Consider the following 16545-nt stretch of genomic DNA (forward strand, 5'->3'; position numbering starts at 1 on the left):
CTCCGCGGTCACCTGCCGCGCCGGCGGGCGGCGCGGGGATGAGGCTGTCCGGTGGAGGTCCTGAGAACAATGTGTGCCGCCTGCGGTCAGAACACGCACGTCCCGAAACCGGAGTCACCACGGCGGTTCGCCGCGCTGCGCAACCCGGACTGCCGGCCCTACCTCTTCGGTGCGGCGCTGGCCATGATGGCCGACAACATCGAACACGTGATCACCTACTGGGTGCTGTGGGAGAAGTTCCACTCGTCGGCGCTGGCCGGCTTCCAGGTGATCAGCCACTGGGTGCCGTTCCTGTTCCTGTCGGTCTTCTTCGGCGGCCTGGCCGACCGGTACGACTGCCGGCGGGTGATCCAGTTCGCGCAGGTGCTGTTCATGCTGGTCTCGGCGGCCTGGGGCGTGCTCTTCCTGACCGGCACGCTGCAGGTCTGGCACGCCTGCGTGCTGCTGGTGCTGCACGGTGTCGCGGGTGCCCTGTGGGGTCCCGGCGAGCAGCTGATGCTGCACGACTTCGTCGGCGACGAGGAGTTGCCCAGCGCCGTGCGGCTCAACGCCACGTTCCGCAGTCTCGGGGTGCTGTTCGGGCCGGCGGTCGGCTCGGCGCTGCTGCTCGGGCTCGGGCCGACCTGGGGCATCTTCGCGAACATCGCCTTCTACCTGCCGCTCACCCTGTTCCTGTTCCGCACGAAGTTCACCGGGCACACCCGGGACGGCGGGGTGCCCCGGAAGCGGGTCGGGATCATGGACTCGGTCCGGGTGCTCCGCGAGGTGCGCGCCGATCACACCCTGGTCAGCATGATCATCCTGGGCGGGCTGGGCTCGTTCTTCGTCGGCGCCTCGCTGCAGTCCGCGATGCCGCTCTTCGCCCAGGACCTGGGCAGCGGGGACGCCGGCACGGCGTACGGGATCCTGCTCTTCGCCAACGGCGTCGGCGGCGTGGTCGGCGGCCTGGTCCTGGAGGCCACCGGATGGATCCGGCCCACGGTGCTCTCCGCGGTGATCAGCACCGGGCTGTACGGCCTGTTCACGCTCTGCTTCGCGGTCACTCCGAGCTACCCGATCGCGGTGCTGCTGCTGGTCGCGGGCGGGGTGGCCAACCTGGCGTCGATGTCGGTGGGCCAGACCGTGGTGCAGCTGATGGCACCGCCCGCGGACCGGGGCCGGGTGATCGGGGTGTACGGCATGTCCGCGAACGGCCTGCGCTTCGGCAGCGGCATCACGGTCGGGCTGTTCGGCGCGGTGGTCGGCATCCACTGGTCGCTGGGGTTGAGCGCGGCCGCGCTCTGCGTCGGCACGGTGCTCGCGGGACTCTGGGCGCGGTCGTCCGCTCCGGAGTCGCCCGCGCCGGAGAAGACGATTACCAGCTGAACCGTTCCGGGTAGGTGATCGCGGCCAGCTCGTTCTGGCCCTCCAGGTTGGGGTGGAAGTAGTCGAACGTGTTCACCAGGTCGAGGGTGAACCGCAGGTCGTGCACCTGCCCGCCGTCCCACCGGCACCGGCTGCCGTACGCCTTGCAGGCCTGGCGCAGCTCGTCGTCGTACGCGTCGATCCGGTCCCGCACCGCGCGCCGGCGCTCGTTGTCGGCGCGCGCCGTGGACGCCGGGTCGGCCAGCATCGACGGGCAGACCCCGCCGCTGCTCCACACCCGGAGCGCCTGCTCGTCGTCCCGGCCCACCTGCCACAGCCGGTACAGGTCCGGGATGCTGGCCACCAGCACCCGGGCCTTGGGCAGGCCCTTCTTCAGCGTGGCCAGCCCGCGGTCCACCTCGTCGCGGAACCTCGCCACCGAGGTCATGTCCCGGAGCCGGCCGGAGCAGGCGTCGTTCGCGCCGATCAGCACGGTCACGTACTGCACCTTCGCGTCGACCGCCCGGGCCGCCTGGCCGGCGAGCGCGTCCGCTTCCGCGCCGGGCTCGGCGAAGTTGTGCACGTGGCCCTTGATCTTCGAGTTCTCGGCCAGGATCCGCTGGTAGTGGCTGTCCACGCCGCGGGCGGTGCCGGCCGCCCAGGAGTTCCGGCTGCACGCGACGTAGGCCAGGCAGCTGCCGACGCCGGCGGTGATCGAGTCGCCGAGCGCCGCCATCGACGCCGGGTAGCCGGTCGACGGCGCGACCGTCCGGCTCCGGCTCGGCGTGGGCTCCGGGTCGGCCGCGCCGGCGCCACCCTCGCAGGCCAGCGCGAAGACCCCGAGCAGCGCCAGGACGGCGACCTGCCAGCGACGCGGCATCTTCCCCCGATTCAGCCGGAAGCAACGACTCCGGCACGATATGCCACCCGCGCTCCCCCGGTCGCGGTACGGAACGGTTTGGCACGGACCACCCACGGACATCGCCCGGAGGGCTTCGCGTCCTGGACGCGCCAGCGGCCAGCGAAGCCCGCAGGGTCCCGGCGGGAGCGGCGGTCCGCACCCCGGCGGACGCACGACATCGATGGTCTGATTTTGATCTTGAAGGATGCATGACTGCAAGATGAACCATCTGCTGAGAGAAGTTACGTTCTAGTTGCAAGGTCTTGCAGAATGCCGTCAGATCCCTAGGCTGACACGTGCCCAAAGTCCGAAAAGGACACTTCTGAACCTCGGGAGAAGCATGCGTTCGCTCAGCAAGGTCCTGCTCGCTCTGCTCGTCGGGCTCGCCGGGATGCTGGCCGTGACCGGCCCGGCCGCCGCGGCGTCCGCCACACCGCAGCGGCTCGGCAGCCTCGACCTCGGCGCCTACTGCCGCTCGATCGGATACGCCGACGCCGCCCTCACCGGCGTGACCGCTTATGACTGGCACTGCACCGGCAGCGACGGTGCCACGCACGACCTGACCTTCGAGGCGGCCTGCCGCTGGACCTACGGCACCGGCGCCGTGGACCGGATCGCCGGCTTCCGTGACCCGGCCTCGGTCAGCTGCTGGCGCGTCACGTCCACAGTGGTCACCCCGCCGATCGACGACTACTGCACCTCGACCGGCCACAGCGCATCCGCCCTGCTCGGCACGACCGTCTACGACTGGCACTGCGTCAACTACAGCCGGGTCGACCCGGTCTACTTCGACGTCAGCCTGCCCGAGGTCTGCAAGCACACGGCCGGCGCCACGGCGATCGACCGCTTCCGCGACTTCTACGACGCCAACTCCTGGGAGTGCCGGATCTAAGGCAGCAGAACCGGCCCGGGGTCGCGCGCCGCGTGCGACTCCGGGTCCGCCTCGTCCGATTTTGTACGGCGGGAAGCGTCGCGTGTCAGGTTGTCCGGCGCTCGCTCCGGCGGGGTGTCGTCCCGTGGCGTCTCCTCCTGCGGCGCCCTGGCCCGCGGTGCCGTTCCGCGCGGAGTGTCCGGTGTCGGCGTCGCCAGCCTCGAGCGCAGACAACCGGCAAGCGGCCGCTCGACCAGCCGGTGCAACAGCCAGGCAGCGACCAGCATGACGGCCACCGTGATCATCAGCGTCAGATAGCGCGGCCGCAGGTCCCGCATCTGGTGGATCAGCACCCAGCCGATCTTCTCGTGCAGCAGGTAGAACGGGTAGGTGAGCAGGCCCGCGGTGGTCAGCCAGCCCCAGGTGACCCGGCGGAACCAGCCCAGCGCCACCCCCGCCATCAGCACGTAGAAGACCGTGACCAGCAGGACACCGGCCGTCGCGGACATCGGGCGCGGCATCGGCCGGTTCACCAGCAGGACCATGTCATACGTGTTGTGCTGGGCGATCAGCCAGGAGAAGCCGACCAGGCCCCAGAACTTCAGGTCCGAGCCGAACTTGTGGATCAGGAAGAACCCGATGCCGCCGGCGAAGAACGCCGCGTAGTCCGGCATGACGATCGTGCTGAGCAGCGGTGACTCCGCCTCGACCGCGTAGGTCGCGACGATCAGCCAGCCGTACCCGAAGACCAGCACCCGGCGGGTGGTCAGCCCCCACCACACCAGGAACGCGAAGAGCAGATAGAAACGCGCCTCCACCCAGAGCGTCCAGTAGACCCCCTCCACCTGCGGCACACCCAGCGGCTTCGGCAGCATGGTGAGGTTGGTCAGGATCTCGCTCCAGTTCGCGGTGAGCGGGCGGGGCTCGCTCCAGATCGCGGTCACCGCGACGGTGATCAGCACGGCCGCCCAGTAGGCCGGGAAGAGGCGAACGATCCGGGACCGGGCGAACGCGCCGGCATCCCGCCCCCAGCTGCTCATGCAGATGACGAACCCGCTGATCAGGAAGAACAACTCGACGCCGAGCCAGCCGTAGGACGCGATCCGGCTCAGATCCGGGAACGCGTAGACGGTCGACGGCACGTCCCACACGCTCGCGACCCGGGGCAGGCCGGCGTAGTGGTACAGCACCACCATCAGCGCGGCGACCAGCCGGAGACCGTCCAGAAACGCCATCCGCCCCCTGACCGGCGGACCGGGCGGCTCAGCATGCGACATGGCCGCAGAGACTACCGGCCCACAGCCGATCCACAGCCCGGGGTCAGGGGGCGTAGCCGCGCAGGATGAAGGTGATGGTCTCGGTGAGGCCCAGTTCGACCTGGTCGGGGGTGAAGCCGCCGCTCAGTGCCAGGTCGGTCATGCCCTGCAGGACCGCGGCCAGGGGCACGGCGAGCGGGATCATCGGGCCGGCGCGGACCTCGCCGCGGCGCTGCCCGTCCTCGAGCAGGCCGGTGGCCATGATCATCAGCCGGTGCGTGGACGCGATCAGCTCCGCCGGGGCGGAGGGTTCGTGCTTGCGCGAGAACATCAGCTCGAGCATGGCCGGATTGCCGATCGCAAAAGCCACATAGGTACGGGTGAGCACGGACAGCCGCTCGGCGAACGTCGCGCCGGTCTGCTCCAGCGCACCGGTCAGCACGGTGATCAGCCGGTCGAAGCCCTCGATCGCCAGCGCGTCCAGCAGGGCCTGCTTGGTCTTGAAGTGCCGGCTCGGCGCGGCCGGGCTGACCCCCGCCTCCCGGGCCAGCTCCCGCAGCGACAGCTCGGCCGGCCCGCGCTCACGCAGGGTGTCCTCGGCGAGGACGAGCAGGGCGGCGCGCAGGTCCCCGTGATGGTAAGGGCGGGTCTTCATGGCACCAGCCTACCGTGATGTATTCGACGAACACATTGTGAGCGTTGCCTACATTGTTATCACCGATTACATTGGTGGCATGCCTGCGAAGAGCTCCTCCCCGGCCCCGTCCAACATCGCCGCGCAGATGGGCGCGAAGCCGACCGGGGCTCGCCTCGCCCGCGTCGAGGCCTCACCCCAGTTCTCCGGCGGCAAGTTCCGCAACAACGTGCCCACTACCTCCGGCCTGTCGCTCACCGACATCCCGAAGGTCGCCACGGCCGTGTTCACCGGCACCGCGGCCCGCCGCCCGAAGCAAGCCATCCCGCTGGTCGCCGCGCCGGCCACCGAGCCGGAAGCGGACCCGCGGGGCCTGCACGTCACCTGGTACGGCCACTCCACCGCGCTGATCGAGATCGAGGGCAAACGGGTCCTGGTCGACCCGGTGTGGAGCGACCGCTGCTCACCCTCCCAGCTCGCCGGTCCCCGGCGGCTGCACGAGCCGCCGGTGCCGCTGCACGAGCTGCCCCGGATCGACGCCGTGGTGATCTCGCACGACCACTACGACCACCTCGACATGGCGACCGTCCAGCACCTGTCCGGACTGCACCCGGCGATCTTCGTGGTGCCGCTCGGCGTGGGCGCGCACCTGGAGCGGTGGGGCGTGCCGGCCGCCCGGATCGCCGAACTCGACTGGAACGAGAGCACCCGGGTCGCCGGTCTCGAGCTGATCGCGACCCCGGCCCGGCACTTCTCCGGGCGCGGGTTCAGCCGCGACGGCACCCTCTGGGCCAGCTGGGTGATCAAGGGCGAAAGCCGCCGGGTGTTCTACTCCGGCGACACCGGATACTTCACCGGCTTCGCGGGGATCGGTGCCGAGCACGGCCCGTTCGACGTGACGTTGGTGCAGGTCGGTGCGTACGGCGAGGCCTGGCCGGACATCCACATGTTCCCCGAGGACGGCGTCTCGGTGCACGTCGACGTCCAGGGCGGCCTGATGATCCCGGTGCACTGGGCCACCTTCGACCTGGCGGCGCACCGCTGGGCCGAGCCGGTCGAGCGCGCCTGGAGCGAGGCCAAGGCCCGCGGCGTGAAGCTGGCCGTCCCCCGCCCGGGCGAGCGGGTGGACGTGGACTGCCCGCCCGAGATCGACGCCTGGTGGCAGCAGGTCGCCTGAGACCGGCCGGTCAGGACACCCCGGCCGCTGCCTGCTGACCGGCCAGCAGACGGGACACGCCCTCGGCGGTCATCGGCTCGGCCAGGTGGTAGCCCTGGCCGAGGGTGTAGCCGAGCTCGCGGAGCGCGGTGACCTGCTCGGGGCTCTCGATCCCCTCGGCGATGGTGTCCAGGCCGAGCGCGTGCGCGAGCTGGATCACCGCACGGGCCACCGCCTGCCGGGCGTCGATGGCGGCCGGGTGCCCGTCGTCGATCTCGATGCCGTCCACGAAGGACTTGTCCAGCTTGACGATCGCGGCCGGGAACGCGCGCAGCAGGCTCAGCGACGACTCACCGGTGCCGAAGTCGTCGAGGGCGAGGCGGATGCCCATCCGGTCGAGGTCGTAGAGGGCGCGGGAGACCTGCTGGCCGCGGAGCACCGCCGACTCGGTCACCTCGAGGATCAGCCGCTCGCAGGGCAGCCCGCTGTCGGCCAGCGCGGCGGCCACCTCGGTGACGAAGTCCGGGTCGTGCAGCTGCCGGGCGGAGACGTTCAGCCCGGCCTCCTTCAGCGCGTCCGGCCCGAACTCGGCCAGCCACGCCGCCGCCTGCCGGCACGTCTCGCGCAGCACGAACCGGCCCAGCGGCACGATCAGGCCGGTCCGTTCGGCGGCCGGGATGAACTCGGCCGGGCTGACCACGCCGCGGGTCGGGTGATCCCACCGGACCAGCGCCTCGACGCCGATCACCCGGCGGCCGTCCAGGCGCACGATCGGCTGGTAGACCACCCGGAACTCGTTGTTGTCCAGGGCTCGCCGCAGTTCGCCGCCGAGTTGCATGTGTGCCAGCACCGGCTCGCCCATGCCGTCGACATACCGTACGAAATCTGCCTTGCCTTGTTGTTTTGCCATGTACATCGCCACGTCGGCGTTGCGCAGCACGGCATCGACGGTGGTGCCCGGCGTGGCGATCGCGATACCGACACTGGCCTGCACCAGCAGACGATGCTCGCTGATCGGCTGAGCGAGGGCGGCCAGCAGCCGGCGGGCCAGGACCTCGGGGTCGGCACCGGCCAGCACCACCGCGAACTCGTCGCCGCCGACCCTGGCCGGCAGGCCGTCGTCACCCACCTCGGCCCGCAGCAGCCGGGCCACCGAGACCAGCAGCTGGTCACCGACCCCGTGCCCGAGCAGGTCGTTCACGGTCTTGAAGTCGTCCAGATCGATGAGCAGCACCGCGGCCAGGCCGGTGGTGGACAGCGCGGCGGCGAGCCGGTCCCGGAACAGGGCCCGGTTGGCCAGCCCGGTCAGGCCGTCGTGGCTGACCTCGTACTGCAGGCGTTCCTCCTGCCGGCGCGCGGTCCGGAGCAGCCGGTCGTTCTCCCGGTACGTGAGGAACTGCCGGACCATGACCAGCGCGGTCACCACGACCGCGGTGACCAGGACCACCCGGACCGGCCAGCGCAGCGGCGCACCGACGGCGACCGCGATCAGCGGCACGTCGGCCAGGAGCATGGCCAGGTAGGGCAGCACCATGCCGGTGCGGGCCGGTGAGCGGCGCGGCCCGCGGTCGGCGCGGATCTGCGCGGCGACGCCGAGGGTGGTCAGCACCGGGCACAGCGGCATCACCACGGTCTGCGCCGGGATGCTGCCGATCAGGCCGAACTGCACCGCGAGCACCGCGGACGCGGCGGCCGGCACCCCACCGGCGGCCGCGAGGAGCCGCATCGCGACGCGGTCGACCGGGCCGTCACCGAGGTACGACACCTTCGCCGCGGCGCCGACCGCGACCAGCAGGCCGAGGCCGACCAGCAGCATCGCCTGCGGGCTCCACGGCTCGGCGGCGGACAGCATCGGCGCCAGCCCGAGATACCAGAGCACCGCCGCACAGCCGAGGAACGCGATGGTCCGGTCCAGCGCCACCCGCCACCGTTCGGCGCCACCGGCCGCGACGACCGGCACCCGGGCCAGCCCCCAGATGGCGACGAGGAAACCGAGGGCCACGGCGGCCGCCGCCGGTGGTGTCATGGTGCGGGTGCGGACCTGGTCGGCGTGCGCGAGCATGTCCACGGCGAACCAGCCGTAGCCGATCGTGATCAGCACGACGGCGAGCCGGATCGTGCGCCAGAACCGGACCGCGACCGGATCACGGCCGGCGTCCCGGCGGGTCAGCTGACGCACCGACGGGATGGTCAGCAGGCCACCGAGCGGGACGAACGCGTACGCCACCGCTTCGACGCCGACGCCGAAGCGCAGGAAGGCCACACACCAGAGTGCGCCGAGTACGGCGATCACGACCGTGGCCAGCACGTACCTTCTGTCCACAGTGCTGTTGCGGAGGACCGTCGACGGAAGCACGGCCCGACACTAGCGGTCCGGATCGGGAGCGGATCTCCCCCGAACGTTCCACGTTCACCGGGTCACGGCCGGGGCCGGCCCGCTGTCCACATCGCGCCATGGCAAGGGTAGGGCAGGTCAGAGGCCTGTTCCGTACGCATCGGTGTTCTTGAAAATGCGAGTCGTCGCCCCGACAAGATCCGGGGCGCCGGTGACGCGAAGGAGACGGCCGTGCGACGAAGAGCAGGAACCGCGGTAGTACTGGTCGGAGCCCTGATCGCCGCCCTCCCGGCGGCACCCGGCCGGGCCGCGCCGGTCACACCGCAGGCACCGGCCGCACCGGGCGGCGCGGCTCGGGCGATCACGCTGATCACCGGTGACGTCGTGTCGCTCGCCCCGGCCGGCGAGGGCCGGTACGCCGCGACGGTGCGGCCCGCACCCGGACGGGAGGGCGTCGCGTTCCGCACCACCGAGGCCGGCGACGGGCTGCAGGTGCTGCCGCTGGACGCGGTACCGATGATCAAAAGCGGGCAACTGGATGCCGAACTGTTCAACGTGGAGCATCTGCTCGCCGACGGGTACGGCGATGCCGAGAACAGCACGCTCCCGCTGATCGTGCAGTCGGACGTTGGCTCCGCTCGTACCCTCAACACCACCGTAACCACCCGCCTGCCCAGCCTCGGCGCCGAAGCCGTGCGTGCCGACAAGCAATCGCTGGCCGCCTTCTGGCGCAGCCGGCAGAGCGCCCGGAGCACCGGCGCGCCCACCCGGATCTGGCTGGACGGCAAGGTCACCGCGGCGGCCGACCCGAACGTCGAGCAGATCGGCGCGCCCGCGGCCTGGCAGGCCGGGCTAACCGGGACCGGCGTCACGATCGCCGTGCTGGACACCGGCATCGACGCCGGCCACCCGGACCTGGCCGGCCGGATCACCGCGGCCGAGGACTTCAGCGGCAGCGGGAACACCGTCGACCACTTCGGGCACGGCACCCACGTGGCCTCGATCGCGGCCGGCGCGCAGGGTGTCGCGCCGGGCGCGCGACTGCTGGTCGGCAAGGTGCTCGACGACTCCGGCAGCGGCTACGAGTCCGGGATCATCGCGGGCATGCAGTGGGCCGTCGACAGCGGCGCCAAGGTGATCAATATGAGTCTCGGCGGCGACGCGACCGACGGCACCGACCCGATGAGCGAGGCCGTGAACGAGCTCAGCTCCGGCGGCGCGCTCTTCGTGGTCGCGGCCGGCAACGAGGGTGGCGACTACACCGTCGGCACCCCGGGCGCCGCGACCTCGGCGCTGACCGTCGGCGCGGTCGACCGGGACGACCGGCTGGCCGAGTTCTCCAGCCGCGGCCCGCGCCTGCTCGACCAGGGCCTCAAGCCGGAGATCACCGCGCCGGGCGTGGACATCGTGGCGGCCCGGGCGGCCGGCACCACGATGGGCACCCCGGTCGACGCCCTGCACACCACCGCGTCCGGCACCTCGATGGCCACCCCGCACGTGGCCGGCGCCGCCGCGATCCTGGCGCAGCAGCACCCCGGCTGGTCCGGCCCGCGGCTGAAGGACGCGCTGGTCAGCACGGGCAAGGTCAGCGCCGGGGCGACCGTCTACGGCCAGGGCGCCGGCCGGGTCGACCTGACCCGGGCCACCACACAGACCGTGACCGGCACCGGCGTGGCCGATTTCGGTCTCACAGCGACCGGCCGGACGGTGACCTACCGCAACGCCGGGACGGCGCCGGTCACCCTGGCCCTGAAGGCCGGTATGCCGAACGTGACCGCGCCGGCGACCGTGACCGTGCCGGCCGGGGGAACCGCCGCCGTGCCGCTCACCCTGAACCGCGCCGGCAGCACCAACGGCGTGCTCGGCGGCTGGCTGACCGCGACCGGCCCGAACGGCGTGCTGGTCACCACCGCACTGGGCGGCACCATCGACCCGCCGCACCACAAGGTCACCTTCACCGCGGTCGGCCAGGACGGCAGGCCCACCGGGGTGCCGGTGTTCCAGATGTTCGGCGACGACCGGCGGTTCGACGCGCTCGGCTACCTGGGCAGCGGCGAGGACGGCTGGGTCGACGTGGCCGAGGGCGACTACCTGGTCGACGCCACCCTCGCCGTGGGCACCGGCATGCACCCGGAGGACACCCTCGTCACCATCCCCGAGCTGCACGTCGACCGGGACATGCGGGTCGTGCTGGACGCCCGCAAGGCCAAGCCGATCAGGATCGAGACGCCGAGGCCCGCGGAGCAGCAGGCGGTGCTCAGCTACTACGTGCACCGGGTCACCGGCACCGGCCGGCAGATCGACAACGGCTTCATGGACTTCAGCGCGACCGAAAAGGTCAACGTCACCCCGACCGCGCAGGTCCGCAGGGGCGCCTACGAGTTCTCGTCGCGGTGGCAGCTGGTGGCGCCGTTCGCCCGGGCGTCCTTCGCCGGGGCCGGCACCTACGACCTGCGTCCGATGCCGACCAGTCCGGTCTTCACCGGCACCCGCCGCTTTTCGCTGTCGTCGTCCACGCGGGGGCGAGCCGTCATCGTTCCGGTCGACGGTGATGAATACGAGGCGGTCCAGCGCGCCGCGGACGCCGGCGCCGGTCTCGTGCTGCTGATGCGCGGGCCGGACTCGGCCGCCTGGAGCACGTGGGACCCCTCGGCCACTGAGCGGCTGCCCATCCCGGCCCTGCTGATCTCGCACGACATCGGGACCACGATCACGTCCAGGTTCCTGGACCTCACGATGACACCCCAAACTCCTTATCTGTACGACGTTCTGCAGGTCTCCAGCGGCAAGGTTCCCGCGCAGATCGTGCACAAGGTGACGGCGGCCAACTCGTACCGGGTCACCACCCGCTACGCGCACAACGGCGGTCTGGGCTGGGTGCGCGAGCAGCGGTTCGGCTGGCGGCCGTGGCAGGACTACGCGTGGAACGACCGGCAGCGCACGGCGGCCACCCCGGCGGTCCGCGAGGAGTGGGTCTCGGCCGGCGACAGTCTGTGGCAGCACCACGTCCACCAGGACTATCCGTGGAGCGACCTCGACTCGGCGCTCGACACCGGCTTCGCCGACCGGCCGCGCACCTATCCGCGCAGCGGCACGGCCACCGAGACCTGGGCCGCGCCGGTGGTGCGCCCGGCGACTCCGGCCGGGTACGCCAGCAGACGTACCGGTGACGTCCTGAACCTGCGGGTGGCCGACTTCGTCGACGCGAGCGACAAGCACTTCACCATCGACGAGGCGGATCAGTCGGCCGCGCGGCTCTACCGCAACGGCACGCTGATCAGCGAGACCCGGGATGCCTGGCGGGACGTCACGATCCCGCCCGGGAGCGCCACCTTCCGGCTCGCCCTGACCACCGCGCGAGCCGGCACCGAGTGGCAGTACGCCCGCTCGACGAGCACCGAGTGGACGTTCCGGTCGTCATCGGCCGGCACCCTGCCGATGCTCCAGATCGGGTACGCGGCGCCGGTCTCGCTGTCCGGCACCGCCACGGTCCACGCCCACCGGCTCGGGGTCACCGTCCCCGGCGCCCGGAAGGTGGCCGTGTCGCTCTCCTTCGACGAGGGAAAGACCTGGTTCTCCGCTGCGTCGTCCCGCGGCGCCTTCGTGGTGCCCGCCGGCCGGGGCACCGTGTCGCTGCGGGTCAGCGCCACCGACCGGCACGGGAACACGGTCGCGCAGACCGTGCTCCGCGCCTACGGACGCGCATGATCCCGCACGGCGGGGATCACAGCCAGCCGCGCTTGGCCGCCTGGAACGCCAAGCCGGCCCGGCTGTCCACCCCGGCCACGTCCATCAACCGGTCGACCCTGCGCTGGACGGTCCGCTTGCTCACCCCGAGATGGGTGGCGATCGACTTGTCCGGCATGCCGGCCACGATCAGCGACAACAGCAACCGGTCGGGTTCCTCGGCGGCGCCGTAGGGGAACAGCGGGGTGGCCCGCTCCCAGTAGCTCTCGAACAGCGCGATCAGCGCGTCGAGCAGCTCACTGGAGCGGATCACCGCGGCACTCGGCTCGCCGAGGCCACGCACCGCGTCCGGCACCAGCGGGCAGATGGCCAGCGCACGATCCGCGATGGCCAGCCGTACCGGCAGGGTGGGCAGGGTTCTCGACTGCTCACCCAGCTTGATCGCCTCGACGATGCTGTCCAGCTCACCGGGCTTCTCCAGCAGCTCCCGCTCGTAGATCGCCCGGTAGCGCACCCCGCGGGTCAGCGCCGACGTCTCCTCGGTGTTCTCCGGACCCTGCATGGCGATCGGATTCGCCCGGCAGAACCAGAGGATCTCGTCCCGCGCCGAGTCCTGCATCTCCCGCAGCCGCTGCCGCAACGCACCGGCACCCACCACGATCTCGACGAGATGGTCGGCGCTGCGCCGCCGCGCGGTCGTGCGGTACTCCTCGCTGAGCGAGGCGACCATCCGCCGGGCCGCCTCGAGATCCTGCTGCTCCCGCAACAGCACCTCACCGAGCACGACATCGGGCGGCAACGCGTCGAACGACGGCCCACCGGCGGCAAGTCCCTTGTCCCGCAACGACTCGAGCAGAGCGGCGGCGTCGGCGACATCGATGCCGGCGTGGACGGCGAGGTCGGCGGGGCCGGCACCGGCCATCCGCAGCAGCAGGCGGTAGGCCTGCTGCTCAGCCACCGGCAATAGGTCGAGCCGTTCGTTCACGCGCACACCATACGAGCAGTTCGTTACCGGTCCCTACCGGCACAGCCCGCGCCGCACGGCTGATCAGCTCACGGTGAAGGCGAACGAGTACGGCTTCTGGATCGGCACACCGTCGGACACCGCGCTCGTCACCTGCGACACGATCCCCGTGTACGACCCGGCGGGCAGCGGCGCCGCGGGCGTCCAGACCAGCGTGCCCGGTTCGGTCTCGGCCACCGCGCCGGAGACCGCGCCCGACGGACCGGTCACCGCGACCGAGCCGGCGTAGTCCGTGCCGGTCGGCTGGATGTCACGCTCGAACCGTACGGTCACCGCGCCGGCGGTCGCGGTCGTGGCGACGACCAGCGGGTCGCGCCAGTACCGGATCGCCTGGTGGATGTCCGGAACACCGGGGCTGCCCCACGCGGTGGACGTGTCGTCGACGAGCATCGTGTGCGTGATCCCGCCGTCGATCGTCACGCTGCGGTTGTTCGTCCCGGTGATGGTGCCCCACTCCTCGACGGTGTCCCAGCTGCCGCGGGTGTACTTGTACTGCACATCCGTGCCGTCGAGGATCGACACCGTGGCCTCCCAGACGCCGTCGCCCCGGTAGGTCATCGGCTGCTTGGCCGGGTCCCACGGCCCCAGCTGGGCGATACTGCCCGGCACGTACAGCGTCGCGTCGGGCGGGGTGCCCGGCGGCGCGAGGACCCGGAAGGTCACCGCGACCGGCTTCAGCGGAACGGTGAGCGCGGCGGGCACGCCGGCCGCGGTGCCGTCGGGATTCCGGTACGCCACGTGCGCCGTCGCGGGCTGCGTCCGCGGTGAGGCACCGGCCGGCGTCACGTCGTAGGTCACCGTGAACGTGGCGCCGGGGGCGAGCGAGGCAGCGGTGGTCGGCGTACGCGGAGTGATCACCCACCCCGCGGGCACCGTGGTGGTGGCCGACACGTCGGTGATCGTGCCCGGTCCGTGGTTCGTGGCGGTGGTCACCACCGTGCTCGTCGCACCCGACTGCAGCCCGTCGGGTGCGGTGAACGTGGCGGCGACGGCGGGCCGCTGGCCCACGGTGAGCACCGCCCCGTCGTGCTCGACGGTCACCGCCCGGCCGGACGCGGTGCTCGGCACCGTCACGGTGAGCAGGTGCCGGACCGCGTCGTACGTCCACTGCGCGGGCCTGCCACCGGCGGTGACCAGGTGCGGGCGGGACACGCCGGCGAACGCCACGGTGTAACGGCGACTGGCCGGAGCACCCGGGTACCCGCCGGTGACCGGGCCGACAGTGAGCGCGGAGCGCCTGCCCTCGGTGTAGCGGACCGGGATGCGCGCGTACTGGCCGGCGCGGTAGCCGAGACCCTCACCGCCGTCCTCGTACACCGAGGTCGTCCCCGACGCGTGCGGGTATGCCGTGAGGGTGAGCCGGTCCTTGGCCTGACCGGCGATGTTCACGTCGCCGGCGCGCTGCGCGAGGATGCCGCCGGCGCGCACGTAGACCGGCATGTGGTCGGGCGACGCGCCGACCGTACGCGTGACCGGCCCGCGGAACGTCTCGCCGGTGAAGAAATCGGTCCAGGTGCCGGGCGGGAACCAGACCGGTGCGGTGGTGCTGAGGCCGGCCGTGGTGACCGGCGCGACCAGCAACGAATCGCCCAGCAGGTACTCGGTGTCGTGCTGGTAGGCCTCGGCCTGCTCCGGCCAGGTCAGATAGAGCGCCCGGGCCATCGGGATGCCGCTGTCATGGTTCTGCCGGGCCGCCGTGTAGAGGTACGGCACCAGCGACTCGCGCAGGCGCAGGAAATCGGCGGCCGGTCCGCTCACCGCGTCGTCGTACTCCCAGGGCAGCCGATCGCCGTGGTCGGAGTGCAGCCGCAGAATCGGCTGGAACGCGCCCAGCTGGACCCAGCGCAGGTAGAGATCGTCGCTGAGGTGCTTACCGGCGAAGCTGCCGATGTCGTGGCTCACGTACGACTGGCCGATGCTCGCTCCCTCGGCCGGGGTCATCGCCGCGGCGAAGGCGAGCGTGGCGAACGTCGCCTCGGTGTCCCCGGTGAAGTGCACGGTGCTGCGATGCTCGGCCCACGGGCCGGAGGCCCCGACCGTCGTGTACGACGGGAAGGACGCCCCGATCCGCGACAGGGCGAAGCCCCGCAGTCCCCGCGCGTCGCCGTCGCGCCGGTACAGCTCGTTGACCCAGCTGTCCGGGGTGACACCGGGGGTGCTCACGGTGCTGTCGTCGCAGCAGTAGTCCAGCCACCACTGGCGTACGCCCTGCTGCTCGAACGGCTGGTGCAACTGCGCGAACGCGGCGGCCTGGTCGGGGTCACCCCAGTCGAAGCGGTACGGGTTCGGCGCGAAACTGTTGGTGGACGGCTGCAGCTTGCCCTTGGCGGTGGCCTGCGCCGCCCCGAAGCGCGGGTCGTCGCCGCTGATCGCCGCGTGGACGTTGAGGGTGGCGTTGACGCCTTCCGACCTCAGGTGCGCGATGAACGCGGCAGGGTCCGGGAACAGGGTGGTGTTCCAGTTCCAGCCGGCCCACTGGTTCGGCGCCTTCCAGTCGGTGTCCATGACCAGTGCGTCGAGCGGCACCCGGTTGCTCTTGAACGCCGGCAGGATCTGGTTCTCGTAGTCACTTTCGCTGTAGGCCTGGTATTTGGAGAACCAGGTGCCGAACGCCCACTCCGGCGGGAGCAGCGACGGGCCGGTGAGCGTACGCAGGTCGGCCAGCGCACGCAGGTAGTCGTGCCCGTACCCGAAGAGGTAACCGTCCTGATAGGTCCCCGTGCGTGCGGGCCGCGCCGCCAGCCAGTCGGCACCGGTACGCACCGCGGTCGCCGTGTCGTCGAGCAGGTACCACCCCTGTTTGTCGAGCAGCCCGGGGTGCAGACTGAGCTGATCGACCGGACCGGCCTGACCGGCGTAGTAGTCGAGACCGCGGTACCAGCCGCCGAGCGTCTCGCCGGGCTGTGCGCCGAACGCCGGCCGCACGCTGGTGCGCCGGCCGCCGACGGTGAGGTCGAGCGTGGTGTTGGCGGCCGTGACCGGGCCACTGTCCAGTTGGTAGTGCAGAGTCACGGCGCTCGTGCGGACCTGCAGTTCGCCGCGGCCGGTGGTGGCCCGGAACGGGGTGTGCCCGGGAGCCCGATCGACGGCGTTGAAGGTGGGACGATCCTCGAAATCGTCGTCCGCCGCGTACTCCAGGCGGAGCAACGTCGGGCTGAGCACCTGAACCCGCAGGTGGCCGACGCGCACGCTCTGCCCGCGGACGTCCGGCGGCCGGGGCGCGGCCAGCGCCGTGCCCGGTGTGCCGGCCAGCGTCAGCAGCACCGCGAGAAGAACGGCCATCCGTACGCAGAGCTGACTGCGACCCGTCACGACGCCCCCTACCTGCCCGACACGC

The 16545-nt window shown here is 71.6% G+C and carries 10 protein-coding genes; 4 read left to right on the forward strand and 6 right to left on the reverse strand.

The features are described from left to right. The first annotated feature begins 51 nt into the window (after positions 1–51). Complete coding sequence (locus ADL15_RS00565) at positions 52–1365, forward strand: MFS transporter (RefSeq protein WP_232343827.1); 1314 nt, start codon at positions 52–54, stop codon at positions 1363–1365. On the opposite strand, the gene ADL15_RS00570 is transcribed toward ADL15_RS00565, so the two are convergent. Beyond that, a complete protein-coding gene (locus ADL15_RS00570) occupies positions 1355–2224 on the reverse strand; it encodes a GDSL-type esterase/lipase family protein (protein WP_067683837.1) in 870 nt (289 codons plus the stop codon). The two genes, ADL15_RS00565 and ADL15_RS00570, sit on opposite strands and share 11 nt — an antisense overlap. Positions 2225–2585: 361 nt before the next feature. Between ADL15_RS00570 and ADL15_RS00575 the strand changes: the two genes are divergently transcribed. Then, the gene (locus tag ADL15_RS00575; RefSeq protein ID WP_067683840.1) at positions 2586–3137 is read left to right on the forward strand and encodes a hypothetical protein; all 552 of its coding nucleotides are present in this window, start codon (positions 2586–2588) and stop codon (positions 3135–3137) included. On the opposite strand, the gene ADL15_RS00580 is transcribed toward ADL15_RS00575, so the two are convergent. Together ADL15_RS00580 and ADL15_RS00585 are read right to left on the reverse strand one after the other, a co-directional pair. Then, on the reverse strand, positions 3134–4351 hold the full coding sequence (locus ADL15_RS00580) for an acyltransferase family protein (RefSeq protein ID WP_067683845.1): 1218 nt from the start codon (positions 4349–4351) through the stop codon (positions 3134–3136). The genes ADL15_RS00575 and ADL15_RS00580 overlap by 4 nt on opposite strands. 85 nt (positions 4352–4436) lie before the next feature. Next, entirely contained in the window at positions 4437–5027 is a 591-nt protein-coding gene (locus tag ADL15_RS00585; protein WP_067683848.1) for a TetR/AcrR family transcriptional regulator, read from the reverse strand. A gap of 79 nt (positions 5028–5106) precedes the next feature. On the opposite strand from ADL15_RS00585, the gene ADL15_RS00590 reads away from it, so the two are divergent. Continuing rightward, entirely contained in the window at positions 5107–6183 is a 1077-nt protein-coding gene (locus ADL15_RS00590) for an MBL fold metallo-hydrolase (RefSeq protein ID WP_067683851.1), read from the forward strand. A gap of 10 nt (positions 6184–6193) precedes the next feature. Here the strand turns inward: ADL15_RS00590 and ADL15_RS00595 are convergent, their stop codons facing one another. After that, on the reverse strand, positions 6194–8518 hold the full coding sequence (locus ADL15_RS00595) for a putative bifunctional diguanylate cyclase/phosphodiesterase (protein WP_232343828.1): 2325 nt from the start codon (positions 8516–8518) through the stop codon (positions 6194–6196). Between the two features lie 210 nt (positions 8519–8728). Here ADL15_RS00595 and ADL15_RS00600 point away from each other — a divergent pair, with 210 nt between their 5' ends. Continuing rightward, entirely contained in the window at positions 8729–12205 is a 3477-nt protein-coding gene (locus ADL15_RS00600; RefSeq protein ID WP_067683853.1) for a S8 family peptidase, read from the forward strand. Positions 12206–12221: 16 nt separating this feature from the next. Here the strand turns inward: ADL15_RS00600 and ADL15_RS00605 are convergent, their stop codons facing one another. Together ADL15_RS00605 and ADL15_RS00610 are read right to left on the reverse strand one after the other, a co-directional pair. Then, entirely contained in the window at positions 12222–13169 is a 948-nt protein-coding gene (locus ADL15_RS00605) for a helix-turn-helix domain-containing protein (RefSeq protein ID WP_067684197.1), read from the reverse strand. Positions 13170–13232: 63 nt separating this feature from the next. After that, positions 13233–16520 carry a TIM-barrel domain-containing protein gene (locus ADL15_RS00610; RefSeq protein WP_232343829.1) on the reverse strand — a complete coding sequence of 1096 codons (3288 nt, stop codon included), beginning with the start codon at positions 16518–16520 and terminating at the stop codon, positions 13233–13235. Between the last annotated feature and the right edge of the window lie 25 nt (positions 16521–16545).

Source organism: Actinoplanes awajinensis subsp. mycoplanecinus (assembly GCF_001509495.1).
GTDB lineage: Bacteria > Actinomycetota > Actinomycetes > Mycobacteriales > Micromonosporaceae > Actinoplanes > Actinoplanes palleronii.